Origin of the sequence: Mesorhizobium sp. L103C119B0 (assembly GCF_000502235.1) — a bacterium.
In the GTDB taxonomy this organism is placed as follows: domain Bacteria; phylum Pseudomonadota; class Alphaproteobacteria; order Rhizobiales; family Rhizobiaceae; genus Mesorhizobium.
In genome coordinates this window covers 589235-616113 of record NZ_AYXE01000003.1, presented here as the reverse complement: position 1 = coordinate 616113, position 26879 = coordinate 589235, and the positions used below count along the sequence as shown (strand labels likewise).

Annotated in this window: 17 protein-coding genes and 2 pseudogenes; 14 read left to right on the top strand and 5 right to left on the bottom strand. The window is 59.0% G+C overall.

Annotated elements, in window-relative coordinates; genetic code table 11:
• Positions 1 to 745: 745 nt before the first annotated feature.
• The 9 genes and pseudogenes from X728_RS158970 to X728_RS01000000166450 all read left to right on the top strand — a co-directional run bounded on the left by X728_RS158970 (position 746) and on the right by X728_RS01000000166450 (position 11608).
• Entirely contained in the window at positions 746 to 1870 is a 1125-nt protein-coding gene (locus tag X728_RS158970) for an HlyD family secretion protein (protein WP_023830956.1), read from the top strand.
• Complete coding sequence (locus X728_RS158975) at positions 1860 to 2894, top strand: DUF2955 domain-containing protein (RefSeq protein ID WP_023830955.1); 1035 nt, start codon at positions 1860 to 1862, stop codon at positions 2892 to 2894. The genes X728_RS158970 and X728_RS158975 overlap by 11 nt, the downstream gene beginning before the upstream one ends.
• A gap of 394 nt (positions 2895 to 3288) precedes the next feature.
• On the top strand, positions 3289 to 4647 hold the full coding sequence (locus X728_RS158980) for a DUF3300 domain-containing protein (protein WP_023830954.1): 1359 nt from the start codon (positions 3289 to 3291) through the stop codon (positions 4645 to 4647).
• 26 nt (positions 4648 to 4673) lie between these two features.
• Positions 4674 to 5630: a DUF2950 domain-containing protein gene (locus X728_RS158985; protein WP_023830953.1), complete on the top strand. Its 957-nt coding sequence runs from the start codon at positions 4674 to 4676 to the stop codon at positions 5628 to 5630.
• Between the two features lie 175 nt (positions 5631 to 5805).
• Positions 5806 to 6069: a hypothetical protein gene (locus X728_RS158990; protein WP_023830952.1), complete on the top strand. Its 264-nt coding sequence runs from the start codon at positions 5806 to 5808 to the stop codon at positions 6067 to 6069.
• A 269-nt stretch (positions 6070 to 6338) separates the two neighbouring features.
• Positions 6339 to 7595 (top strand): alpha/beta hydrolase, encoded by a 1257-nt coding sequence (locus tag X728_RS158995; protein ID WP_155923943.1) that lies wholly within the window; start codon positions 6339 to 6341, stop codon positions 7593 to 7595.
• 27 nt (positions 7596 to 7622) lie between these two features.
• Positions 7623 to 8618: pseudogene (locus X728_RS159000) on the top strand (DUF4105 domain-containing protein); the annotation flags it as partial.
• A gap of 172 nt (positions 8619 to 8790) precedes the next feature.
• A complete protein-coding gene (gene gltS, locus X728_RS159005; RefSeq protein WP_031195017.1) occupies positions 8791 to 10023 on the top strand; it encodes a sodium/glutamate symporter in 1233 nt (410 codons plus the stop codon).
• 268 nt (positions 10024 to 10291) lie between these two features.
• Complete coding sequence (locus tag X728_RS01000000166450) at positions 10292 to 11608, top strand: hypothetical protein (protein ID WP_023830948.1); 1317 nt, start codon at positions 10292 to 10294, stop codon at positions 11606 to 11608.
• A gap of 647 nt (positions 11609 to 12255) precedes the next feature.
• Here the strand turns inward: X728_RS01000000166450 and X728_RS159010 are convergent.
• Complete coding sequence (locus X728_RS159010; RefSeq protein ID WP_155923933.1) at positions 12256 to 12507, bottom strand: hypothetical protein; 252 nt, start codon at positions 12505 to 12507, stop codon at positions 12256 to 12258.
• A gap of 518 nt (positions 12508 to 13025) precedes the next feature.
• On the opposite strand from X728_RS159010, the gene X728_RS159020 reads away from it, so the two are divergent.
• Complete coding sequence (locus tag X728_RS159020; RefSeq protein WP_023734915.1) at positions 13026 to 13478, top strand: MaoC family dehydratase; 453 nt, start codon at positions 13026 to 13028, stop codon at positions 13476 to 13478.
• 9 nt (positions 13479 to 13487) lie between these two features.
• Positions 13488 to 14744, top strand: a complete 1257-nt coding sequence (locus X728_RS159025) for an MFS transporter (RefSeq protein ID WP_023830945.1) — start codon at positions 13488 to 13490, stop codon at positions 14742 to 14744.
• A 406-nt stretch (positions 14745 to 15150) separates the two neighbouring features.
• On the opposite strand, the gene X728_RS159030 is transcribed toward X728_RS159025, so the two are convergent.
• On the bottom strand, positions 15151 to 18480 hold the full coding sequence (locus X728_RS159030; protein ID WP_023830944.1) for an AAA family ATPase: 3330 nt from the start codon (positions 18478 to 18480) through the stop codon (positions 15151 to 15153).
• 237 nt (positions 18481 to 18717) lie between these two features.
• Between X728_RS159030 and X728_RS1000000171415 the strand changes: the two are divergent.
• From X728_RS1000000171415 to X728_RS159040, 3 genes and pseudogenes are all read left to right on the top strand, one after another.
• Positions 18718 to 18819, top strand: a pseudogene (locus tag X728_RS1000000171415) (IS5/IS1182 family transposase); the annotation flags it as partial.
• A gap of 273 nt (positions 18820 to 19092) precedes the next feature.
• A complete protein-coding gene (locus X728_RS159035; RefSeq protein WP_023723947.1) occupies positions 19093 to 19488 on the top strand; it encodes a hypothetical protein in 396 nt (131 codons plus the stop codon).
• A 357-nt stretch (positions 19489 to 19845) separates the two neighbouring features.
• The gene (locus X728_RS159040; RefSeq protein WP_023830942.1) at positions 19846 to 21699 is read left to right on the top strand and encodes an adenylate/guanylate cyclase domain-containing protein; all 1854 of its coding nucleotides are present in this window, start codon (positions 19846 to 19848) and stop codon (positions 21697 to 21699) included.
• 1661 nt (positions 21700 to 23360) lie between these two features.
• Here X728_RS159040 and X728_RS159050 read toward each other — a convergent pair.
• From X728_RS159050 to X728_RS159060, 3 genes are all read right to left on the bottom strand, one after another.
• Positions 23361 to 24962: a metallophosphoesterase gene (locus X728_RS159050; RefSeq protein WP_023830938.1), complete on the bottom strand. Its 1602-nt coding sequence runs from the start codon at positions 24960 to 24962 to the stop codon at positions 23361 to 23363.
• A gap of 209 nt (positions 24963 to 25171) precedes the next feature.
• Entirely contained in the window at positions 25172 to 25423 is a 252-nt protein-coding gene (locus X728_RS159055; protein ID WP_023830936.1) for a hypothetical protein, read from the bottom strand.
• A 287-nt stretch (positions 25424 to 25710) separates the two neighbouring features.
• Positions 25711 to 26856 carry a helix-turn-helix transcriptional regulator gene (locus tag X728_RS159060; protein ID WP_023830935.1) on the bottom strand — a complete coding sequence of 382 codons (1146 nt, stop codon included), beginning with the start codon at positions 26854 to 26856 and terminating at the stop codon, positions 25711 to 25713.
• Positions 26857 to 26879 lie beyond the last annotated feature (23 nt).

Here is a 26879-nt window from a genome sequence, read left to right as displayed (position 1 = left end):
GAAACTCCATATTACTTTACATCGGCCGTTTCGGCGCGCCACGTAACTAACTGTAAGTATCGTGGAGCCTCCGGCCCTTAGTCCCCATCCAATTTACCGTGGCGGCAAAGGATCGATGCGTGACCTCACGACGGTATCGTCGTTCCGCAATTCTGCTCCTACCCTGCGATCAATCGATCGATGAGTCCTTGCCACTCGGCTCGTCTGGCTTTGCGCAGTGCGCCGGCGACAAGAAGACAAGCTGCCTCCGGCACCGGCGCCCTCAAATCCGTGAGCCCATCTGATCCGCTTTGGTCGGATTCCTGAGCGCTCACTCAGCGACGGGAATTTTGGCGAACAATGTATGCGGCACGACGCATAGATAATGCACCCGCACGCGCCAAATCCCGATCATGAGCTTCCGCGGTCGGTCAGAGGATGGGCCACAGATCGGTGATCCGACGGCATGACCATGGTTCTTGTGTTCGGGCCACCAAGGCCGCCAGAACAAGCCGGACCATTCAAAAAACGCGCTGTTGTTACCACGTAAATAACCCCCCAGTTGGCTGGAACCTCCAAAAGACTGTGTATAGTGTGAACGCGCTGAGGGGCGCTTACGCAATGAAAGCCGAGCTACCGGCAAGTCATGATTACTCGCGCTTGCGCGTCGGGTTCCGCATGGCGGTTTGCCTGAGCAGAACACTCTAGGGAACCAGGCATCGTCCCGCGGCGCGATGCTCGCTTTGTGTGACAGGGAGAAGATGCCATGGCGTCCGATGCAACCGGGATCTCTCAAGATAACACCTCTGAAGGCTCGGATAAGCAAGCCAGGAACGGAAACCCGCTGCGCCGGGTCGCACTGTTCGTGCTACTGATGGCCTGCTTGCTCTTCGTGCTCGCGGTCTTCATGGAAAGGCGCACGCCTTCTTCGTCCCAGGCGACTGTCAGCGCCTATGTGGTCGGCATTGCGCCGGAGGTCACCGGTCGGGTCGTCGAAGTCGGCGTGACCGACAACAGTGGCGTGCAGCCTGGGCAGATGCTGTTTCGTATCGATCCGCAGCAATACCAGCTGGCCGTCACCGAGGCAGAAGCAAAGCTTGCCAAGGTCGGCCAGTCGATCGGCGCTTCGACAGCCTCCGTCGATGCCGTCCAGGCACGCCTTGTACAAGCACAGGCAGTTCGCGACAACGTCCAGGAACAGGCCAACCGGGCCATGGAGCTCGTCAGGCGCGGCGTCTATTCCAAGGCGAAGTACGATGAAGCCAAGGCCGCGGTGGACCAGGCAAATGCCGCGGTCGTCGCTGCTGAAGCGGATCTCAAGCGGGCGCAGGAAGAACTTGGGCCGTCAGGCGCCGACAATCCGCAGTTGAAGGAGGCGCTCGCGACGCTTCAACGTGCGCAGCTTGATCTTTTGCGCACGACGGTTCTGGCGCCGGCTGAGGGTGTCGTCACCAACCTCCAGCTCTCCGTCGGAGGCGTTGTCGGCGCCGGCCAAAGCGCCATGACGTTCATAGACGTCGGCACGGTGTGGATCACCGCGCCGTTCAAGGAAAACAGCCTTGAGAACGTCGCCGCCGGCAACCACGCGGACGTCTTGTTCGACCTCTTGCCTGGCCAGGTCTTTGGGGCGACGGTCGAAAGCGTGGGGATGGGCGTGGCCCAGGGAAATGTCGACCCCAAGACCGGGCTGCCGAAGATTTCCACCGAAAGCGGATGGGCGGGAACGCCACAGAGCTTTCCCGTTCGCCTGATCCTCGACGAGGGCAGACCCAAAGGCGTGCGTTACGGGTCGCAGGCGAACGTTGTGATCTATACCGGCGACAATCCAGTGACCAACGCGGTCGGCCGCATTTGGATGCGCGTCTTGTCGATCCTGACCTATGTTAGCTGACCGCGACCTTGCGCACGCCAATGCCAAGCGCAAGGGTCTGCGCATCGCGCTGGCGATTGCCGTCGGCTTCACCTGGTCGGTTCTGTCGGGCGCTGTTATTCCCTTTCTGGGACCACTGTTCGCCGCGCAGTTCCTGATCTCCAGCTCCCGTCCGCTACAGCTTAAACAGGCGATGGGGATGGTGGTCCTTATTGTTGTCGCCGGCGCACTTCTGCAGGCCGTAACGGTGCTGACGGGCCATCGGCCACCAGTTCTGTTGCTACTGCTCGGGCTCGTCTATTTCATGTGTTTCTACCTGCAGGCGAACGGCAAGGGCGGCGGAGCCAGCTTTCTTGTCCTGGTGGTCGCTGTGATGGTGCCGTTGCTGACCGTGCTCAACCGCGATCTCGGCGATTCCATCCTGTCGATCCTCGCACAGGGCGTGGTCAGTGGAGCGATCCTGATGTGGATTGCCCATGCGGTCATACCCGACCGGGGCAGCGCCGAGACTCAAGCTCCGGCTCCTCCTGCAAACCCTCGCGCCGCGCGCTATGCCGCCGCCAATGCCGTCATACTGCTGATCGCCGTCCTGGCTTGCCTGACGCGAGACGGCCTTGCCACGGCGATCGTCATTCCGATCACCGTGGCATCGCTGCTGTCGCAGCTCGATGTCAGCGCAAGTGCAAAGGCGGCGTTCGGCCTAGTCATGGTCAATCTCCTTGGAGGCATGGTTGCATCTTTTGCGTTCGCATTGCTACAGGTTCATCCCACGACCCCCACGCTGTTTGTCCTGGTGCTACTCGTCGGCCTGGTGTTCGGCGGCCGCGCGGCGCTGGGCAAACGTTCCGCCAAGCTCTACGCGGGCGCGCTGACGATTTTCCTCATCCTGTTTGGAACCGGCGTCTCGCCCCTGCCGGGATCGGCAGCGGAATCCTTTGCCACGCGGGTCAACTACATACTGCTGGCTATCACCTATACCATCTTCATGACGGCGTTGCTTTGGCCAGGACCGAGGCGCGGCGCTGAAGGCAGGGTGCCGTCATAAAGCGCTTATGACCGCTACTCGGACCGTATGTATTTCCGTTTCGTCCCAGCCTCGTCTTAGCGGCATTCCGATCGCCGAAGCAGCCGCGTAAGGCTTGGCCGATCGCCGTCGAAAGTCGCCGGATCGGCACAAAGGAGATCTCATGGTTCGGAACGCCGGCATCTGCGCCGCGACCCGAAAACTGGTGTTTGACGAGCACATTCGTTCCGAGAGATGGCGGCGACGTCGATTGATTTGTTGGCAAGGTCTCTCAGTTCTGCACGTAGCATACAGTTACTTACCTACCGCATCGGCAGGTAATGCGCCAACTTAACGCCAAGGCAAGAAACTTCGCCCGGACTCAGCGACGGAACATCGCTGACCACCAGGTTCACATGCCTTTGGAGGGACGACAATGGGGATCAAGTTTCCACGCTGGCCTGTTGGCGCTGCGGCCGTGATCGCGTTGTTGATGTGCTCCGCTCCGACCTCTTCCGCGGTTGCTCAAGATCAAGCAGCTGCTACAGCTAGCGCAGCGACCAACCAAGCCCCCGAACCGCTCGACGAGGATGAACTCGAAATCTTGGTGGCACGAATCGCGCTCTACCCGGATGAACTTGTCGCGGTGATTTCCGAAGCGTCGCTTTATCCATTGCAGATCGTGGAAGCGAGCCGGTTTTTGGATCAGGTCGCCAAGAAGCCAGGCCTGAAAGCGAAGGAAAGCTGGGACGGCAGCGTCATCTCACTGCTCAACTATCCCGACATCGTTAAAATGATGAGCGATGATCTGGAGTGGACACAGTCGCTGGGCGACGCACTGACGTATCAGCAAAAAGATGTTCTGGTCGCCATACAGCAGTTGCGCGACACGGCCGTCGCCAAAGGGGTGATCAAGTCCGATGAAAAGATCAAGGTTGTCGAGGAGAACGACAATGTCGTCATCAGGTCCGCCAGCGCGGACACGGTCTATATTCCACGGTATGAGCCCGAGATGCTCTATGTCACTGACTATCCGGTTGCTCCGATCTCCTATTATCCGGACCCCTACCCAAGTTATTATTATCCTACTGCGCCCTATTTCGCGGCCTTGGTGACTGGCGCCGTCTGGGCAGCGGCGGTGGACTGGAATGGTGGGGGTGTGTGGGGAGGGCGCTGGAACGGCAACGATATCGATATCGACTGCAATAATTGCTTCAACAACATAAACGGCAAGGTCAATTTCAACGACGTCGACTGGAAAAACGTCGACCGCTCCAAGATAAATTTCGACAAAAACCAATTCGCCAAGATCGACAATACGAGCATCGGCAATCGCGTTAAAACGAACGATCGCAACAACATGCGCGACAAGGCATCCGAATTGAGGAGAGGCCAGATCAGCGCGCTGCCTGGGAATTCGGCGAAGGTGAAAGACATCCGCCAACGCCAAATCAGAGAGGGTTTGAAAGCCCGGCCCCCGGCGTCACGGCCGGATTTCAAAAAGCCAACCAACACCAAGCCAACTACGTCGGCGCGAAACAATGATCGTTCCGCGGTCAGGGCACCTGGGAAAGTCAATCGCCCGGTCGGCAAGCCGCGGCCCGCAGCGAGAGTGGACAACAGACCGAGGAGCCCTTCCGGTCTTGGCAACGTCAGCTCCGGAAAACGTCAGCAGATAGCCTCCAACCGCGGTGCGAGAAGCATGGGAGGCGGAATTCGCACCGGCGGCGGAGGCGGCCACAAGGTGATCAGACAGGGTGGTGGCAGGCAGGGCGGTGGCGGGCGCAGGCGTTGATGAAGTTTGGCGAGAGGAAAACCGACATGAAAACGTCCGTCCGGAGTCTTGTTCTACGTTCGTTGCTCGGTGCCGGAATGATCTTGAGCACTGACGCGGAATCCGCAAATCTTGCCGGCGCGCAGGAGGTGCACAGCCCCTCGGATTACGTGGCCTTGAAAGGGCCGCCGCCGTTCGATGATCCCTCGGCGGCGGTGGAGGCGTTCAAATCGGTTCTAGCAAAGGACGATTTCGACGGACTGGCGGCGTTGCTTGGACTGGATGCCGCGAAGCTGCGGACAAGCGAGGGCGTGATGGATACCTACGCGCAGATCCGGCAAGGCGCTGCGAAGACGGTGATCGTGCGCGAACTTGGCGACCGGAAGGAACTCAATATTGGCGACAAGCTTTGGACGCTGCCATTTCCGATCACCAAGCGTAGGGACGGCAAATGGGCGTACGACACCCAGGCTGGCATCGAAGAAATTATCAACCGGCGCGTCGGCGAAAATGAGATCGCGGCGATCGAAATGGTTCGCGCCTACGTGGACGCCCAACATGATTACTCGGCAGAAGACCGCGATGGCGATGGCGTGCTGAGCTACGCCCAGAAGCTAGTCAGCAGCGAGGGCCAGGCCGACGGCCTTTATTGGCCGTCCGATGAAGCCCATGGCGTCAGTCCGGCAGGCGATTTCATCAACCAGGCGGCACTCGACAAGGCGAAGAAAGGCAATGGCTATTTTGGCTATCGATTCCGCATCCTCACGGGCCAAGGCAAGAACATCGCCGGGGGCGCTTACGACTATGTCATCAACGGCAACATGATCGCCGGTTTCGCGCTTTTGGCCTGGCCTGTGAAGTATGCGGAAACAGGTGTCAAGACCTTTGAGGTCAATCAGCAAGGAATTGTGTACGAGGCCGATCTAGGACCAAACACGGAGGCCGTAGCCCGGGGGATAAAGCTGTTCAATCCCGATGACAAATGGGAGGTGACCGGTGACTAGCTTCAGTCTGAAGCACTACGCGTTGCCGGTCTTGGCCCGCTTCCAAATTCATCTTCATAGCCAACCGGAACTAGTGGTTCACGGCCTCGCTGGAACCGGCTGGCATCGGTCATTGCAACGGGCGAGCGAGCCTTGCGATAAGCAACTGAGGCGGTGTGGGAGCAGATCTTGTAAAATGTGGAGGTCGCTGGTCGCGGCCATTGCTGTTCTTGCCGTGGGTGGTTCGGCTTTGGCGGCCAGAGTGGTGAACAAGGACAGCCAGATCCGTACGCTGATCGTGACACAAGGCAGCGGCAAGACGAAGCTGGCGTTGCACGCGGGGGAAATCGTGGAATTCTGCCCAAATGGCTGTTACGTCACCTGGCCCAATGGTGATCTCGAAGCCCTGACCGGGTCGGAATCGATCGAGATTTCGGGTGGCGTCGCCCGCATCAAGTAAACGGCGGATAAGGAATAGGCTTGGAAGACGGCGGCGCCCGCTTCGTTCCGTGGCGAAATGCCAGCAGTTGCGCAAAATAGCGGATTCCGATACTTCGTTAGGCAGTGTGGAGCGGCAACCCAACAGTCTCGGATCCACGATCGCGGCAATCTGCATCGACTGATAGGTTGGCGACAACGGTATTGACCGCCTTGTCGAGTTACACACTGGGGGGCGTTTTGAGAACCGGGATAAGTAAATCAGAAGGCGGGCGTACCACAAACGCCTTGCTGGCATTTGCATTGGTTGGCCTGCTTTTCGGCTGCGCGTCGCGCCCGAAAAATGTCTTGTTGCCGGTGGCAGATACGTCCCCATCATCCAGCAAGGTGGAGATGCTGGTGACGACGACGCGGGCTCGCTCAGCCAACCCGGCCGAGATGTATACGGGCGAGCGTGGCCTGGCTCCTTCATTCGCGGACGTTACGGTGTCGATCCCGCCGGCGTCAGCCCGTAGGGTCGGCGAGGTCGCCTGGCCCAAGAAGCTGCCGTCAAACCCTGCAACCGATTTCGCGGTGGTGAAAGCCGAAGAACTAACACGGGATGGAGCGAAGGAGTGGCTACACGCCTCTGTCAAGAAGAGCCCGGACCACAGCGTTTTGGTTTTCATCCATGGCTTCAACAACCGCTTCGAGGACTCCCTTTACCGCTTTGCGCAGATCGCGAAGGATACCGGCACCGACAGCGCTCCGATCTTGGTCACATGGCCTTCCCGAGGCAGTACGCTAGCCTATGGCTACGATCGCGAGAGCACCAACTACACGCGCGATGCGCTCGAGACGCTGTTCCAATACCTGGCGCACGATCCCGACGTAAAAGAGGTTTCGATCCTCGCCCATTCGATGGGTAATTGGCTTGCGTTGGAATCCTTGCGCCAGATGGCCATCCGCAACGGCGGCCTGCCGGCGAAGTTCAAGAACGTCATGCTGGCCGCGCCTGACGTCGATGTCGACGTGTTTCGCACGCAGATTGCCGACATGGGCAAACAGCACCCGCAGTTCACCCTCTTCGTCTCGCAGGATGACCGGGCGCTTGCATTTTCTCGACGGGTCTGGGGCAACATCCCCCGGCTCGGTTCGATCAATCCGGAAGAGACTCCCTATAAGGAAGACCTTGCAAGCAACAATGTGACCGTCATCGACCTGACCAAGGTCAAATCCGGGGACAGTCTGAATCACGGCAAGTTCGCGTCGTCACCGCAGATCGTGCAACTAATTGGGGCGCGGATGGCTGCCGGCCAGACCTTGACCGACAGCAGGGTGGGCCTTGGCGACACCATCGTGCAAGCGACAACAGGCGCGGCAGCTGCGGCTGGCAGCGCTGCAGGTTTGGTAATTTCGGCGCCCGTTGCCGTGGTCGATCAGAACACCAGAGAGAACTACGGCAAGGAAGTCGAGAACCTGACCGGCTCTCCAAGCAACGAGGCCAGCAGGGCCAATAAAAGTTGTACGTCACCCTCGGCCTCTGCGAAGGGCTGCAAGAAACAATAATTCCAGGCTAGGGCGGCAGCGAAGTTCATGCATCGCATCGGTCGGATATCGCTTGCCATCATCCTGTCACTAGCCGTTGCACTTTTGTCGGCCTGGAGCGGACTTGCCATGTGGTACCGTCTGCCCTCGGCAGAGCTTGGACGGGCTGCGGCCTGCGCCATTTTGATTTCATTCGGCATCGGCACCGTCATGGCCCTCTTCAGCCGTTTTCGCTTCAGGGCCGTGGTCCTGTTTATCGCTGCTTTCGCTGCGGTGCTGGTCTGGTGGAGCACCATCAAGCCTTTAGACGACGCGGAGTGGGCGCCAGATGTCGCCCGTCAGGTAACCGGGACACTCGACGGGAATCTGTTGACGCTGAAAGACGTGCGCGACTTCGAATGGCGCAGCGACATTGATTTCGCCGAGCACTGGACAACCCGAACCTACGACCTCTCCACCGTTCAGACCGCTGACCTCTTCATGTCTTATTGGGCTGGACCGAAAATGGCCCATGTCATGATGAGCTTTGGCTTCTCCGACGGTCGCTATCTTGCCTGGTCCATCGAGGTGCGGCGTCGCGTGGGTGGCAAGTTTTCGCCCATAGCAGACCTGTTCAAGAGCAATCCACTGGTCATTATCGCGGCCGACGAGCGAGACGTCATCGGTGTCAGGTCAAATGTTCGGGGGGAGGACGTCCAGATCTATCGCCTGAAAGCGTCGCCTGACGCGGCCCGATCACTTCTCCTCGAATATGTCTCGGACGGAAATGCGCTCTCCACGAAACCTGCATTCTACAATTCCATTACCACGAACTGCACGACGACAATCGTCAAGATGATGCGAGCGGTCGGTGACCCAATTCCTTTCGACTGGCGCCTCATCGTCAACGGCTATCTTCCCGAATATGCGTACGATCGGGGTGCACTCGACACCCGCTTGCCAATATCGACCTTAAGGGAGTTCGCCCACATAGACGACCGTGCGCGGAAGTCGGGCCTCTCGCCGGATTTTTCGCGATTGATCCGGGTTGGTGTGCCCTATCCCCACCGAGAGTATCGATTTCGCAAGGGCATCGCTGATGGGCCGAAACGCCAAGGAGGTTGTCTCGTCGAACTGGCATTGGTGGTAAGTTGGTCGAGCAGCAGTTGCTTCTTTGCATCGCCGAGACGTTCAGCCAGAGCGTCGGGCCGGGAGATCGAGTCGATGGCGGCGGACCATGTTTGAATTTTCGGAACTTGGGACGCTGATCATCGGTCTCATCGCGTTGCTCGCGGGAACCCGCATCCGTCGAATGGTTCCAGTGCTGAAACGCATCGACATGCCCAACGCCGTGATCGGAGCCATGATAGTGGCTCTACTGGTTCTTCTTGCTCAGGTCATCGTCGGAACTGAGGTCGCCTTCGGCACAAAACTCCGCGATCTCCTATTGCTTGTCTTCTTCACGACGATCGGCCTGTCCGCGAAGTTGAAAGCGCTGCGAGCCGGTGGCCGTCCGCTCGTAATCCTCTGCGCGGTGACAGTGCTTCTGCTGGTCTGCCAGAATCTGGTTGGCATCGGTGTCGCTACGGCTTGGGGTGCACACCCCTTCTACGGTCTCCTTGCCGGGAGCCTCTCCTTCGTCGGTGGACCAGGAACGGCACTTGCCTGGGCGAAGGAGGCGGAGGCCGTCGGGCTCCAGAACGCCCCAGCGGTCGGAGCCGGCGCGGCGACCCTTGCGGTCATCACCGGGGCTCTGGTGTCGGGACCCATCACTGGTTGGCTGATCGGGCGTCACAAACTCTCCCTGGCCGCTACGCCGCAGACCGAGGTCTCCTTCGCCGAGCCGCAAAAAGCTATTCCGGGAGCAGAGTCAGGAGGCTCGCTTGAAAGCATTCTGGTGACGATCCTGATTATTGCAGTGTCGGTCTTTCTTGGCGGCAAGCTCAATAGCTGGGCCAAGGACGCAGGATTGTTGCTGCCTGGCTTCCTGTCGGCAATGCTCGCGGGAGTTTTCCTGACGAACCTTGTTGACTGGACTGGCTTCCGGCTGGACTTCGAGCCAATTCAAAAGGGCGGCGAGGTCGCTCTGAACCTGTTTCTGGTGCTCAGCCTCATGAGTACCAAGCTGGTCGCCGTCGCCGCTATCCTTGGACCACTTTTCGTCAACGTGGTGCTGCAGATCATCGTCATTGTGGCAATTGCCTATTTTATTCTGTTCCGGCTGCTCGGCCGTGACTATGAGGCCGCGGTTACGGTCGGTGGTTTCCTCGGCTTCGGGATATCTTCTATGCCCGTCGCGATGGCGACCATGGACGAAGTGGCACGCCGTTACGGTCCAGCACCGAAGGCGTTCTTGCTAATCACCCTCGCAGGATCGTTCTTCGTTGATCTTGCCAACGCTCTCGTTGCAAAGGCTTTCTTGGCGTTGCCACTTTTCGACATGAAGGTCCTGGGCATTGTAGGGCACTGATTTCCGACAAATGCGGTTCGAACGAGCGGCAAGCTGTCGACTGGCGCAGTGACGCCGCGAGCCGCCACAAAGCGGAATCGCTATGCTATTGTTGTCGCCCCAAAGGCAGCGGCGATCTTCGCGCGGTTCAATAGCAGCAGGTGAATGCGCATTGAGCGCAGCTGGTTTGCTGCTCGTTCAGACCGAACAACTCGCCCAGCGTCAATTTGCCCCTGGCGCTGGGCGGCAGTATTGAGACGCAACCGCAGTCCACCTCAGAGACCAAACCATGAATGTTACTGCCATTACCGATGCGACTGGTCGTTCGGATAACGCTGCTGCTGACACGCATCGGAAAGCGCTGGAGGTCAATCTGGACCCAACGAGTTTCGGCTCGTTCGCCGAGATCGGCGCAGGCCAGGAAGTGGCGCGATGGTTTCTGCGCGTTGGCGCCGCGTCTGGCACGGTGGCCAAAACCGTCTCAGCCTACGACAAGGAAGTGAGCGATGACCTTTACGGCTCCGGAACACGCTACGTGTCCAGGCCGCGGCTTGAGACGATGCTCGATTGTGAATGGAAATCACTTGTGCAGCAGATCGGTGACGCGCGTGGCAAAGATACGCGCTTGTTTGCTTTCGCCGATACCATCGCCGCCCGCAACTTTGCAGGCACCAACGATTGCCACGGCTGGATCGGCGTCCGCTTTCAGGATCACCCGCGGGCTGAGGCGAGCGACATTCTGCTGCACGTGAACCTTCGCGATAATGCCAACCTGCTTCAGCAGGAGACGGTGGGCATTCTCGGTGTGAACCTGCTGCATGCGCTGCTGAATGAGCGGGCAACCCCCGGCGATTTGCCCGCGAGGATGTTCGACAGCCTTACAAATGACCGCCTCGAAATTGATCGGATCGTGATGCGAGGCCGCGCGTTCGCGGATTGCGACATGCGCGAACTGCACATAGCCTTGGCACGCGACGGCAGGGCTGAGGCGGTGACGCTGGACAGTGATGGCGTGGCCGTTGCTGCGAACGAGTTTCTCTATAAGAAGTCTGTGGCCATCGTGCCGTTGGCGAGCGACCCCCGCGACGGCCTTTCACCTGAAGCGATTGCGGCGTGCCTGGGAACGCTTCGCCGCGAGGTCGCCGGGAATCCTGAGGTGAAGGGTGTCATCGATGTGCGCCTGATGGTCGTCGATTCTGATACCCCGCTGCCTGCAATGGGCAAGGGCGCGGCGATGATGATGCGGCACCGCCAGTTGTACCGCGCCACCGCATTCGTGCGTCGATACACACAGGCGCCTTTGCGTTTTGCCGTGCCGCTGCCTGCGTTGATACGGGTTCTCGAAGATGTGAGATACCAGCACCTGGAAGGCCGCCTGCTTGAGGGTATCGCGCGGCTTTTCGGCTCCAACGTACGTGTACTGGCCTATCCATGCCCTCGCGAGGAGTTGCTTCCCCTGCTCGAAACTGAGCTGGGACGCGGATGGAAGCTTGATGGCAGCCGGCCATGGATAACTGCCGACCAGTTGCGCCCAGCACCGCCGCTGCTGCATCTTTACGAATATCTGCTGGCCAGTGGCTTCCTGGTTGCGATACCTCCCAACTAGCGATGGCATGTCGTGCAAACTTCCCCACCGCCACGACTAAACACTACCTTCAAATGGAGCCATTGTGGTTTGGCAACGTGCTGCTTACCGAGGCGGCCGGCGACGCAGTGGGAAAGCCCGGCCTCATTTGACGCGTGGAGCACTTGCGCGGCGAGGACGATCTTAGGCATGCCTCGCTGCAGGATTTCCGCGAAGAAGATTGAATCGGAGCAATGCCAGCAGATCACCTTTCAGGTCGTCGACAGCAGCGCAACTCTCGGCAGTGTTCCGAACCGTCATTGGTAGAGCCATGGTGGCGTTTCATCTTGTCGATTTTTCCGGCCCGACGGCAGACCAGCTGCTAGGCAGCGCCGTTTTTCTATGGGGGCTTGTTTGCTGCTTTATCACGCTCTGCTACGGACCCCTAAACTGAAGGTCCGGTTCCCAGCTACCCGGCAACGCCATTCCAATGCCAAGGCCTTGCGGCGAGGCCAAGGGCGAGTTTGCCTATGAGATCGAAAGCGAAGGCGGGACAGGACGCCACACGTCCAGGCAGGGCTCTCTGAGGGCGCTGGCGATATCGTCAAAGAACTTTCCATCTGAGCAATGTAGATTGAAACCGCGAAATGTGAATTCCCGGTTTGTCCATGGTTGGCGAATGCGTTCCTTTAATCGACCAACATCCTGGCCAAAACCTGTGTAAGCAGGCGTTTGCCCATAGGAATGTCATCAACCTGAATGACCAAAGGGACACCCAAATCTCTTGCCGCTCTTAAGGCGACCGTCAATTCCAGTGCCAGCCTATGAACCTTCAACGCCGCTTCAACTTGTTGCGCTTCACTCGGAGGCGGGCTGCGCTGCTCAACTTCTTTCGCATTATTCAGAATGCGTCGCTCGGCGAGCTCTTGAGTGAAAGTCATTTTTGCGTTCCCCCGTACGAAAACTGAGAGCATCACGCCAGTCGAGCGCGAACGCAAGCAGCCTCCCTTGTAAGGGGTGCTTGACGAATCGGCGAATAGTCCGGGGGCTTGACAACCCGGAATTGGATAGGGACTCGCAACCCTTGGCTGGGAGCCCCACCGAATAGAGTAGGAAGCCATGCAATGCGACCGGAACATCCTCGATGGATCGGCTCAAGCTTTCGCATCCTATCAACGCGAACGGGATTTCATCGCTGAGCAGATACTCGACGCCACCGACACGATAGCCTCGTTCGACTGGACGCTCGGCGACAACGAGACCAGGCACCGGCAGTTCAGCAGCGTCATGAAAGCCGAATTTGAGGGCATCGTAGAACGGGACATGCAAGCCCGCCGTTTCCCACGGCCTTGGTGGCAGCAGCGCGCCGAAGCCCCTCGTTCTGCTTAGGTGAACCATGCCTGGATGTCTGACGCAGCCGGGCTGATCCACGAAAATCAATCGGATTGGAGATACATCGATGAGTGCACAGACGAAGGACGGATGGATTGGCATCGTCAAGGGTCGGCCACAAGTGGGCGATTTTGCCGAACGCTCGCGACGCACACGCCTGGAAGACATCCATGCTTTCACCGAAATGACTGGCGACCGTAACCCGCTGCACTACGACAAGGCGCTCGCCGAGGCATCTGTCTTCGGCAAGCTGATCGTCCAGGGCGGCGTCACCTCCGGCATCCTCAATGCAGTTGTGGCCGAGGACCTTCCTGGCCCTGGTACCGTCTTCCTCGAGGTCGCCTGGAAATTCGTGAAGGCGGTCGGCATCGACGAGATGATCACCGGCCGCGTCGAGATCAAGGAGGTGCGTCCCGACAAGCCGATCTGCAAGATCGAGACCTCGGTACGTAATGAGGCTGGTGAAGTCTGCCTGACGGGCACTGCGACGGTGTTCACCGTGCCGCTGGCACGCGGCTGAGTGGTTGCCATGGTGTGCCAGCTGGGTCCAGATAGCGCGCCCAAGGCCATCATTGTCGAGGATACCCATCGCTGGAGGGTTCTTGGCCTACTTTGCCTCGCAGTGGTCCTGTCGCTGACCACCTGGTTTTCAGCGGCCGCGATTACGCCCGAGCTGAGGGCGGCGTGGCATCTCTCGGGCGCCATCGAAGCCTGGCTGACCAATGGCGTGCAGATCGGTTTCGTTGCAGGCGCGCTTATCTCGAGCCTCGTCAATCTGCCTGATGTCGTCAGACTGAACCGCCTGATGGCGGTTTCTTCACTGCTTGCCGCTGCCGCCAATGCTTGTCTGCTTCTGCAGCCCGGCCCTGTAGGCATCGTCGCTGCCCGGATCGTCACTGGCGTTGCGTTGGCCGGTGTCTATCCGCCGGCGCTGAAGCTGGTCTCGACCTGGTTCATACGAGAAAGGGGCCTCGCACTCGGCGCCACGATCGGTGCGCTGACACTGGGCTCGGCCCTGCCACATCTGTTTCGGGCACTCACCGGTTCGTTCGACTGGCGATCAGTGCTGCTTGCCGCAAGCGCCGCGACACTCATCGGATCTGCGCTTTTTTGGTTCTTCGCCAGCGAAGGACCGCATGCATTCGGCAAGGCGATGTTCGATCCGCGCCAGATCGGCGAAATCTTCAGGGACAGGCCCTTGCTCCTGGTCAATATCGGCTATCTCGGCCACATGTGGGAACTCTATGCCATGTGGACATGGCTGCTCACCTATGCCAGGGCCGCGCTCGAAGAGCAGGGTCAACCGTCGCCGGCTTTTGCGTCACTGCTGACGTTCTGCGCGATCGCTGCGGGAGTCGCCGGCTGCCTGCTTGGCGGCGTGTTGTCTGACCGCTTCGATCGCAGCCTGACCACGGCAGGAATGATGATTGTGTCTGCTCTCTGCGCGCTGGCTATCGGCTTTGTCTTCCACGGTCCGCTCTGGCTGTTCGTCTTGATCGCCGTCGTCTGGGGCATCTCAGTCATCGGTGATTCCGCGCAGTTCTCCGCGGTGGTGACGGAGCTTGGCGACAGGCGCTTTGTCGGCACAGCGCTGTCAGTCCAACTCGGGCTCGGCTTTGCGCTTACAGTGCTGGTCATCGGATTGATCCCTCACGTGGCGGCCTTGCTTGGCGGCTGGCGTTGGGCATTCCTGCTTTCGGTTCCGGGACCGTTGATCGGTGCCGCGGCGATGCTCAGCCTGCGGCGATTAACTTCTTCCACGAAGATGGCCGGCGGAAAGCGGTAAACTTCAACCCCAAATCCGTAAGGAGAGGATGCTGCATGAGGCATTTTCCGCGCGGCGAGATGAGACTGGTCGTTTCGCTTCGTCGATTGATGACTCTGCTATGACGCGTTGGTGGCGGGGGGAGGACTGCTTGTTTGCGATTTCGCCCCATAAGCAGACAGTCCCCTTCCGGCCCCAAAGCCGCCTGCCAGGAATGCGCCCCAGGGTGGTCATAGAGGTCAACTTCGTCACTGCCTGAAAGCAGACATCGCTGGGGACCATAGTAGAGGTCACAGTTGCGTGCTACGCGGGGACAGCGTGAACGTCTCAATTCCGTTACATTCCAGTCCAAACGAACGCGCGTCTCGGCGCGCAATGAGCCAAGCTCGCAAACAACGTTGTCGGAACCCACGCAGATGGTGCGACCTCAACGGGTTAGGGCGTCCAGCGCCCTTTGTGCCGCGATGAGGTCGACGATTGGATACCTTGTGTTCAATGTGCGGACCACCGCTTGCAGACGCGTCGCGGCCTCATGAACACTGCCTTGACGTGCCAGAACTGGTGCCAGTTGCGTTGCGGCGCGAAGCTCGAAGAGTCTCGCTTGCTGCCGACGGGCAGTAGTAATTGCCTTTTCGAATAGGTGTGTGGCTCCCGTCAGTTCACCTCTGCCCGCGGCGATTTGGCCACGAAGGCGAATGCATTCTGCTAGGTAGCTCTCCTCATCTGTATCGAAAACGAGCGTATCGACATCATCAAGCATTTGCGATGCGTCTTCGATGCGACCGGCGCGCAGGAGAAGATCACAAAGCTCGCATGCTTTCTCAGGGGTATGAAATATGACGCCCTGCCCACGCCAAAGAACCAAACTCTCCCGGACGTCATCGATGCCGGCATTCAGTTCACCTAAATGCGAGCGGGCATGGCCACGCCACCTAATGCCGCTGCTTCGACGCGCCGTATAGCCATGCAGTTCGCAAATCTCGACGATCTTCGTAGCGGTCTCAAGGAGTTCCTTGTATTGACCAAGTAGCGCGTACAATTCGCACTGCACGAGAAGACACCACGCGAGGTGGAAAGGCTTATCGACCTGGTCAAAATTTCGAATTAGGCGCTCTTTCTCTTCGACTGCATCATCAAAGAAACCCAATATCATCAGCGATTCGCTAAAATATTCCTGGGCAGAGACACGGATTTGATCCGCACCGGCGAACAAGATACCCCGGCTTGGGTCAACACTATCAATCAAATCTAAGGCATTCCGCAAAGCTTCCGCTGCCTGCGGTTGTTCTCCCCGGCTATAATGAGCCATCCCCTTGGTTGCCCAAAGACCGCTCAGATAAGCCGTTGGAAGGAGATCGGCACAGTCTGCAAGCTGCTTTTCGGCCAGGGTCAGGTAATCGTGATTGCGCCCAGTGGCATAAGAAAATGGAGCGTGTGAAAGCGCAACGTCACATTGCAATTCGGCCGATGCAGTGTTCGCGGCAGCAAGACGTGCATCTTCAAGCGTCTTCCCAAGGCGCTCAGAACGATACCCTTCAGCCTGCATCAAGGCATTGGCCATCGCAAGGTGGAGACGTGTCATCCGTTCGGCGCCGCCGGACACATCGCCAACTCTCCTGCTGCAGTCGATAGCACTGGCAAAGTGCGATACGGCTTCCCTGATGGCAGCTCTGGCTATGGCGGCCCCTCCCGCCTTTTGCCAATGATCGAGCGCGCCCGCCCAATCCCCAGCTTCCTGAAAGTGGTGCGCGAGGAGCTCGGGTTGCGCCTCAGTGATTTCGGGCCACTTTTCCTCCAACATATCTGCGACACGCTTATGTAGCTCCTGGCGCTTGGCGCGCAGCAGCGTGCCATAGGCAGCGTCTTGAACGAGCGCATGTTTGAAGAGGTAAGTGGCCTGTGGCCGCGTCCCGCGGCAGAATACCAGACCGGCGCCGACGAGTTGATCCAGTCCACCGTTCAGCTCAGCGGCATTTCGCTGCGCGACCGCTACCAGCAACTCGTAGGAGAACTCCCGACCCAGAACCGCGCCGACCTGCGCGACCTCCTTAACGGCTGAGCCGAGGCGATCGAGCCGCGCCATCAACGAGGCATGCAGCGTGGCGGGAACGTTCAACGCCGTCGCGGCAGTTCTTGAGAGCACTGTTTTGGCGTTGCCGCTCTCCAACACCGCCTTGGTCAGCTCCTCGACGAACAGTGGCACCCCGTCCGTGCGCTCAATGATCTCCGCGACAACGTCGCTCGGCAGCTCTCCGGTGCCGACGACCCTCTGGACCAGCGCGGCGCCTTCACGACGGTCGAGCCGATTGAGGACCAGAACCGTGACGTGGGACTGCCCGATCCACGGCGGTTGAAACTCGGGGCGGAACGTGAGGAGAAGCAGAACTGGCAGGCGCGGCACCCGCTCGATGACCAGGTCGAGCAGCTCGCGCGAGCTGGGGTCGATCCAGTGCACATCCTCGAAGAGCATCAGCACCGGACCTTGTCGCGCCAGATGTTCGAGCTGCCTGAGCAGCGCATCGAACGTTTTCTGTTTCTTACGCTCGGGCGTCAGTTGGAGAGGCGGGAAACGGCCGTCGGTCGGTAACGACAGCAGCTCCGCCAGCAGCGCCGAGTCCTCCGACGAGGCCGGGGCAAGCAGGGCGCCAAGCTTATCCAGCTTTCTCTCAGGCGGGTCGTCGCGCTCCAACCCGGCGGCGCGTTCTAGCTGCGCAATGGTCGGGTGGAGCGCGCTGTCTTGACGGTGCGGCGAACAGAAATAGCGCAGGCGGGTGTGTGGCTCATTCTGGATGCGCTCCTGCAAGGTGAGGGTGAGGCGCGACTTTCCAATGCCGGGCTCGCCTGAGAGCAGCACCACACGTCCTTCACCACTTTTGGCGCGATGCCAGTGGCGCTGCAGCAGCTCGACCTCCTCCTCACGCCCGACCAGCGGCGTCGGCGTCGTCCCATGCATTGCCTCGAACCGGCTTTCGACAGCGCTCTCACCAACCACTTGATATGGATGAATCGGCTCCGGAAAGCCTTTCACCTCAAGGGCGCCAAGATCGCGATATTCGAAAAGATCGCCGACCAGCTGCCGCGTTTGCGGCCCGATCACGACCGCTCCGGGTTCGGCAAGAGCTTGCAGGCGGGCGGCAAGGTTCGGCGTCTCGCCCACGACGCCGCGCTCGTGCCCTTCGCCGGAGGTGATCAGGTCGCCAACGACTACCTGTCCGGTGCCGATACCGATACGAGCCCGCAATAGCTCGGGCTCCGGCAGTCGACTAACGGCATCAACGAGAGCAAGGCCAGCGCGCACCGCCTGCTCGGCGGCGTTCTCGTGCGCCTGCGGGTAGCCGAAATACACCAAAACTCCGTCTCCCATATATTTGGCGACAAAGCCGCCAAAGTGAGCGACCGTATCGGCAACACACCGGTGATACGCTCCGATGATCTCACGCAGGTCCTCGGGATCCAGACGCGTTGCCAGAGCAGTCGAGCCGACGAGGTCGATGAACATGACAGTGAGTTGCCGCCGTTCTGCGCGAGATTCCGAGGGTGAAGGCGGCCGACGAGCTGTGGTGGGCCGGATCTGATCTTCGGCCAGGGCCGCAATGCCCCTGAGCAACTTACGCCGATGCCCAATCGACGTGATCCCGAGCGCCGTCAGATCGTCGGCGGTCAGGCTTGGAAGCACCTCTTCATCGATGTCGTGGCTACCGAAGGCGTCGGCATACTCGCCGAGGCCGAGGCTTACCAGCCATGCCGGAACATCCAAGTGCCTACCTCCGAGGCGGTGGAGGCTTTGCCCGACCACTATATCGCCAACACTAAGTCTGGTCGCGTCTCTCGCGATGAGCAATGCCCCTTTGGCCGTGCGCTATCCTATCAGTGAATGATGCCACCAGTCCCGAATTTTTTACAGATGGGTAGCCTGCATTCAGATGGCATATTCATGCGCCAATCGTCAGCCCACGCCGCGTTGCATTCATTCTTCGAAGCCGACCGAAAACAGCCCGTCCCCTGCGACTTCAACATGTACAAGTGGCGCCATCTCGCCGAGAACTTCTTCTGCGACCAGCGATTCAGGCGTGTCGCAGCTCGATACGAGAAGACCCACGAGAGCCTCCGCGCCATGATCTATGCCCCGCGCTCAGATGCGCTCGCGCCTGGCAACGAGCCGCTCCATGTCGGGCTGAGTCGGACGACAATGATAGCCCATCAAAGCCCAGGCGGCGCTGCGGAAGAGGTAAGTCTCACTACCATCGCGTGTCACGCCAGCTTAGCAACTCACGCCGTGCGCCTTTTATTTATCTGCTGTGCGTTGCAGGTCGTGACAATAGGAGTACCATGAACCCAGATGGTGGCGGTTGATTGGAGGACATTTGGTATGATTGCAAATGCCGACCACGAAAACCTCAATAGAGACCAGCAAGTCGCGTTGTCGAATGCTCGGCTTGGCCACTATCTGACGGTAATGGGCATAGCGTTCGCGGTCACGGCTGTGAACGTATTTTTGATATTCAGCTTCGCTAACACAGCGCCAGCTTCAGCAAAGCTGGCGCTAGCCTTGTCAGTTTTCAACATATCCTGTTTTGGCTCTCTCGCAGGAAGGTCAATTCTCCAGGAAATCAAGGCAATCAACCAAGACTATGCCGAGGCGAAACTGGGAACCCACCACGCGAGGTACGTCGCCGAGATCCCAATAGATTTGTTCGCTGCGCTGACGGTAGGCCTTCTCGTCTTGATTGGGTTGGTGCAACTCTGGATGTTGTTTACTATTTGAAGCAAGCTTGCGATCAGCGCCGCGAGCAGTTGCGGGTGGCACGCGCACTTGCCCACATCCTTTTGGCGACGGATCGAAATTGTCGTCTATTTCCGCAGATACGTCGAAACCGATATACTGTTCGATGCCTCGGCCCGGCGTCAATCGTGAGCCCGTTCTTCAACCTATCGGGGGACAGCCAGCCGCGAGAGCTTCGAACATCGCCGTCACGTTTTAGCCACCGCTTCCGCCCTACGGCCCAACCAAGTCCACAACCGACAGCCGCTTGCGGGTAAGGTACTAATAGGCGAAACTGATCGGAACTGGGAGGGTTTGCCACCTCGCCTCCGAGGTTGGCTGCCGACAGAGTGCTCCGAAATGCACCGCAAGCTCGCCGCCATCCTTGCTGCTGACGTTGTCGGCTATTCTGCCATGATGGAGCGCGACGAGGCGGGTACGTATCAACGGGTGCGCGCCGGTCATAAGGAACTTTTCGAGCCGACAGTAGCGCGTCATCATGGCACGATCTTCAAGCTGATGGGCGATGGGCTGCTGGCGGAGTTTTCGTCGGTCGTCGAGGCGATGGAATGCGCGGTTTCGTTGCAACATGGGCTGGCCGAGCGAAACGCCTCGTTGCCCAAAGAGCAGCGCGTGGAAGTGCGCATCGGCGTCAATCTTGGCGAGGTGATTGTCGAGGGCGACGATCGGTTTGGCGAGGGCGTAAATATCGCGGCACGACTAGAACAACTTGCCGAACCTGGCGGCATCTGGGTCTCTGCAAAGGTCGCGCGCGAGGTTGAGAAGAAGCTGGCTTTCGGCTTTCAATCGATGGGCCTGCAGAAGGTCAAGAACATCGCGGAGCCGGTGGAGGCATACCGTGTTACGGTCGGCAGCAAGGCCAAGCCCAGGTGCGCAAGCCGCAGCCGGTCGCGGCTGCTAGTCGTGGCGAGCTTCCTGGTGCTGGCCTTAGCAGTCACGGCGGTCCTGGCGTGGTGGCAGTTCTATGGAACAAAGCGCGAGACGGGCCAAGGTGGCATCCCGACCGTGGCGGTTTTGCCGTTCAAAAACATGAGCGGCGACCCGAAGCTGGAGTATTTCAGCGACGGCATGACAGACAATTTGATCTCGATGCTGGCAGGCGTCACCGAACTTAAGGTGCTCTCGCGTAGCTCTACCTTTGTCTACAAGGATAAGCCAACCGATGTCCGCCAGATCGGTCAAGAGTTGAACGCGGCCTACGTGATCGAGGGTGGCATCTGGAAGGAGACGGACCGGGTGCGCATCACCGCGCAGCTGATCAACGCGCGCACAGGCGAAAATCTCTGGGCGGAAAAGTTCGATCGCTCTGGAAGCAATCCCCTTGTGATTCAGGACGAGGTGATCGAACACATCATTGGCACGCTCGGTGGCCAGCGCGGAAAAATGTACGGCAGCGAATACAAGAAGGTCTGGGAAAAGGACACACCGGATCTCGAAGAGTACGACTTCTTCCTTCGATCCAATTTCTTCTTCGGGCAGTTCACGCCCGAGAGCCTGGTGAAGGCGACGGACATAATTCTTGAGGGCCTGGCCAAGTTTCCCGACTCGTCGCTGTTGTCGTGCGGACTGGCTTGGGATCACCTCTTGGCGGCCAACCTGGCCTTTGACGAGAAGCCTGACGAACATTGGCGCATGGCGTCCGAACTGGAGGCAAAGGTTCTTCCGCGGGCCAACCTCGGACCCGACGCAAGAAAAAGCTGCTTGTGGTCAAACGTCTACGTCAGCGCTCATGAGGGCAACTTCGATCTTTCTCTGCGCAGGGCCGACGAGGTGATTGCGCTTTCGCCGGGAGACGCGTTTCTCATCGGCGACCTTTCATCAGCAGCCCGCTTCAGCGGCTTGACAGACAAGGCCATTGAGCGAGCAGAATACGGGCTCAGGAACGATCCAAACTTCGCCGATTATTATATGATGATGAAGGCGAATGCCTTGACGGACATCGAAAAGTACGCCGAATCTGCGGCCCTGATTACGAGGGTGTCAGATTTCCTGATCACTGTTCCGCTGCTACGTGCCATCGACGATGTCCATCTTGGAAAAATCGACGACGCACGCAGTGAAGTCCTCAAGGCGCTTGCCATGCAGCCGTGGCTTAAGGCCACGCGGTGGCGCGATATGGCGTTCCATATCAATCCTGCAGTGATTGATCGACAGGTGGCCGACCTGGTAGTAGCGGGACTGCCAATGAAGTAGGTTTGGTTGGGGACCGGAGTACAGGCGTACGGCATCCTTCCCTGCCTCGTTAGTTACCTTCAGGTTGCACCGATTGGGGACCTCCGCTGCTGAAAAGCTGCCAGTCCGCTTGCGGCCAATCTCAGCCATACCGATCATAGGCAGGGCGTGAAACGGGCATCGCATTGCGGGTAGGGAAGGGCGGGTTTAAACCCCAAAACACCCGCGCCAGAGATGCTCAAGTCACGCTCTTCAAAGCCATTCTGATTGAACGTGACGCAGCGTTCGCAAAGGGTATCGAGCGGGTTGGTTATGTATGAACACTCTGACGCCCCGATCGACCACGGATTCGCACGCATGTTTCTCGAACCAACGCCTCTCGGGCGAATGAACCGCCTCTCTGCTTACTCTGGCCGAGCCGTCTTCTTCTCCGTAAGCGCTGTTGTGGGATCACCTTGTTCGGGAGTGGTCGCGATCTGTGAGGTTGCCGATCCTGTATTGGAATGGGAGATCGGCTTTGTCTGGACTTGACCTTACGCTTGACCCGGATCGGCAGCCTCGGGCGTTTCGAGGTGATCAACGGTGCCGGCGGTCAGCGTCATTGGTCGGTGGATGACAAGGCGCGGATCATCGCGTAGACGCTGGAGCCGAACGCAGTCGTTTCCGAGGTCGCCCGCCGGTATGACCTCAGGCCGCAGCAGGTCTTCGCCTGGCGCCGCAAAGCGCGCAAACAGGGCGCTTCGGTGCAGCAAGATTCTCCTGCCTTCGTGCCAGCCGTTGCGACGGCGGCGGAGCCTGTAGCCGGGCATCCACCGAAGCAGCGGAAACGGCAAGCCACTCGAGACGCCGGAGTGATCGAGCTTGAGATCGACGGCATCGCGATGCGCGCGGCCGGGGCGCCGATACCTAGACGGTGGCCTGCAATCCCCTGATGATCTGGATCGCCGGGGGAAGCCCGTTCGACTTCCGCAAGGGGGCGGAGGGGCTGGCGGCGCTGGTGCGAGAGACGGCGATCTGGACGCGCTGAAGGCGATGACCCTGGCGCGCGACATCGAGNGGCTGGCGGCGCTGGTGCGAGAGACGGCGATCTGGACGCGCTGAAGGCGATGACCCTGGCGCGCGACATCGAGACGTTCGATTCCGACAAATGCTTCTCTATAATCCGCCACGGCTCGTCCTCCTGTGGTGAGGATCGGCTCGGCCCGCCCGAGCAACGGACCCGCACTGTAGGGCGAGCCACCTTATCGGCAGAGGCGGACATACGGTCTTACGCTAAAGCGGCTGTTCCGCTATTGAGCCTGACAGGCGTCCTAGTGATCCGCGCGTCGAATTTCAATCGCAAAACCCGCGTCGACTTTGAAGGGCGATGTAACGCCAAGGGCGCCTGCCACCAAGCATGGTCGCCAGAAATTCATGCGTAAGATAGATCGTATTCCCTTCGGCGCGGTCTTGGACAAGTTCGGTTGGCAAGTGGAAGCCGCCCTCCCACAGGACGAATGCACGCAGCGGCTCTGCGGCGAAGTTGTGCCAATGAAGAACCGCGTGCCCTAGACGGGCGGCCGCGATTCCGCCAAAAGAACCCACCCCGACCAAGCATGGAAAGGGCCGTCGGCCCAGCGCGTGACCATTCCCGCGACGAGGGTGAAGGTGTCGCTGTCTAATGGAGAGGCGTTCGCGATCGACTAAGGCCGAGAGGGATAAAGCGAGAAATAAGACATCGGATGTTTTTCACCATCTACAAACGTGCGCGATTGCGCAATCAGCACCGGCTGTGCGTTTCGACGCAGATAGCCCCACGGCGTAGCTGTTGAGAGCGATCTTGTTGAGGTTGCGTCCCGTAGCTCCTGGGCGCCCCCGGTGACCATAAACGGTTTCGATCCGGGGGAACCCCAAGGCGCCACCCAGAAATATGGATAGACGTACTGGTCTTTGTCTTTCACCCAAGTCCACAACTTCGCTGCAAGCTGCGTCTGGCTGCCTTGAGTCCCCCATTGGGTATACGGCAGGGCGCTGCCACCCTTCCGGTCCGCCACATAGCCGCCGGTGACCACCATGGTTCCGTCCTGTACCGCGTCGGCGGCCTGAACCCGAGCCATGAGGTAGCACATGCCGGAGGGATCGTCGACAACCCGGTGCTCATTGTAGTTGGAGCCATACCCCTGCCCCAAGGTGTGTTCTGCTGTACCTTGAATGCCCCAGGTGCACTCAGGGTCGTCATTTCTATTGTTGTAAGCGATGTTACCGACGTTCATCCGTCCTCCCACGATCGCCATCTCGTCTGCGGTCATGTTCAGCGGTCCCCTGTAGATAGGAGTGGAGTTGTATTTCTGCTTTTCATTCGAAGGCGGGACCGTTTTGGAGTCGAGCCGGGAAACGCTGAAAGTCGGGGACGGCTCGAAGCTGACGTCCAACATGAGGTAAGTCTGCTGCGACGCCGCACCTGAACGGAACACCGGGATGTCACCAGGTTGGATGGTGTCGATCTTGTCGCAAATCCAGTGGTAGTGGCCAGCAAACACGGCAGATACGCCAGTTTGCGACATCAGTGCCCTAAACTGGTCGAGCGCGGCGCCGCGCTCGAACTCATTATCCAAGTAAGCATGAGTGAAAACGAAGATCGCGTCGCCGCGCAGTCTCGCCTGGGTAATGTCATCGATAAGCCAGTTCCATGACGACGTAATCCTGTAGTTTCGCCGTCCCCCCGTCGCGAGCTGGGAGTACCATTCGCGCGTGTAGAACGGATACAGGTGCAGCATCACACAATGCACTGGGCCGAGATTGAAGGAATATGCCAGGCTGCCGGTGAACGTCTTGGCTCCGGTCGGCAAGCTAAAGCCGTCTGTCTCCGAAAAATCGACTGACCGCAGCTTAAGCCTGTTGTTCTGCAGCCACCCCCACATCCAGTCGACCATACGGCTGGCGCGATTGTTGTTGTAGGTGTCGTCGACGTATAGGCTGTAGTCGTGGTTGCCCAACGCCGGATATGCGGGCACGCGTAGCGTTTCGAAGGCGTCCGTCCAGACCGGCAGGTCCGTGTCTGCGCCCGTGCACGTGAGATCTCCGTTGATGATAACCGCAGCGATTGGATCTTTCCCCGGCGCATTCGCGTCGCTGTTGATCGCGGCGTACTGACCGACTATCTGCTCCTTCGAGTTTTTGTCCCCCACCCCTGCTTCGAGATTGGGCGGATAGCCCTGATAGATGATGTTGCCGTTTTTGTCCCTGGTGATGTCGTCGTACCAGGGATATTGTGGGTCCGATGTAATCGCAATCCTGAAGCTCACTTGGTTCCCCTCCCTAGATCATCCCGAATTGTGCTCAAGTCTAGCATGGTGTCTTTGATCGCGTCTATGGAACCATCCAGAGTGACATAGGCTGTTTCATGGAACTTGCTGATGACATCAGGAGGCCTGTTAAGCATGCCAGTTGTTCGCGCTCGTAGCTCAGATGCAGGTTGGAGCTCTGCCTAGTGCACCAGTATCGGAAGCGAGAACTAGGAACCGGGAGTGCTGAAGCGCTGCCAAAACGCGCGGTTGATGCTTCGCCGGTTGACGCGGTCGGGATCGACAACGCTCTCCATACTCTCGTCAGCCTGGGTAGAGCCTATCTCTTGGGTATCCAATTGGAGCGGCATGCCTTCGCCGTTGACCAAAACTCTCTGCTGAAGGACTTCGGTGCGCAGCGGCACTATTGGCATCACGACAATGGCTCCTGATGCCGCCTGCCAAAGCTGGATCTCAAGCAATGTCAGTTGCGCCAGGCCCGCGCCTTGCGAATTTAGATGCTAGGCAATCGCATGCGTATCCGAGCGGATACCATCTCCGGCGACAACGATCTGAAAGTCACCCAGCCTTAGCGACCGCGTCACGGCATCGAATTCATGAGACGGACTTGCGCTCGATCTGAAGCGACAGTCAACTCCAATTGTCGAGGTCATCTGCTCTCTGCGAGCGAATTGGACGCACGGCGCCCAACGTCGCATGATATGCGGTCTGGAACTGGGAAAGGGACCGAGCCTGAGCCTCCACAGCGTTAGATGGAGCCTCCAAGCATCGCGACAAGCTGGCCTTGTCGATGCGTTCCGGTCTTGTGGAATATCGATTTGACCCTGTCGCGCGCGGTCTCAACCTTGATTCCGAGAACGCTGGCCGTCTCGGCGAGAGAATCCCCTTTCGCTAACCGCTCGCAGAAGTTGATTTCGGCTCGGGTCAATCCGTACTGTTGGGCAAATGCCGACAAATCACCGGGGTGGCGGAGGCGCGCGTCTAAATCGCGGATAAAGACAAGAACCATCGATCTGGTGAGAAAGAGGGACAGGATGCCGGAAGCCGACATGGCCGGGAGCGGCGCAAACGAAACCTGCCAGTTGCGCCCCTCGATGCAGAAAGGAATTTGGTGCAGGTCCGGGGGCGATCCTCTGGAGATCGCGACAATCCCATTGCGGAACAGCTTGTCGGCGCGCGCATTGGAAAGGCACACGCCGCCGTGGCGGAGTACAGCCACGGAACCTGCGGAAAACATGTCAACAGCCTGCTGGTTCGCATCGCGGAGATGTCTGTCGCTGTCTATGACGAATGCCGCGCAGCAGGCGCGTTCGACCAAGGCGGCTCCCGCCACAGCATCCTCGGTTCGTTTCCTGAGCAAATGTCCAAGATCGATCGACCTTCGCAGATTGCTTCGTATCCGAGTGAGAACTTCGGCCGCAGCCCGGTCATAAGAGCCGGCCCTGGAAAGCGGATAGTGCAGGGGGAGGTGGATGACTTCCCGTGGCCCGCCATCTATTTTTATGCCGGCCGCTGCCTCGATGTCTTTCTGCGGACGGAGCCAGTCATTGTAGAATTCCGTATCCGCGAACGTACGTGCCGGACAGTCTTTCTCGGCGACCAGAACCGTTCCGCTTTCGACGGCCTGCCACAGCGGTATCCACGGATTTAACCGGGCATAGTGATCCGCATACGATCTCAGATATTCCGGGTCTATGTTGTGGACGGCCTGAAAATTTAGTTTGTTCTCGACAATATTGTGATTCAGCAGCGAGCACAACGATCCAGGAAATGCTTCCCCCATTGCGCGTGGCACTTCATCCCAGGAAACCACCCCGAACGCGGCGGCATCAATTGCTTCAGCAACCGCCTTGCTTACTGAGGCAACACGCTTCTCATCGTAGACACCATCCATGCTCCCGACCCAAACGCTGGGCG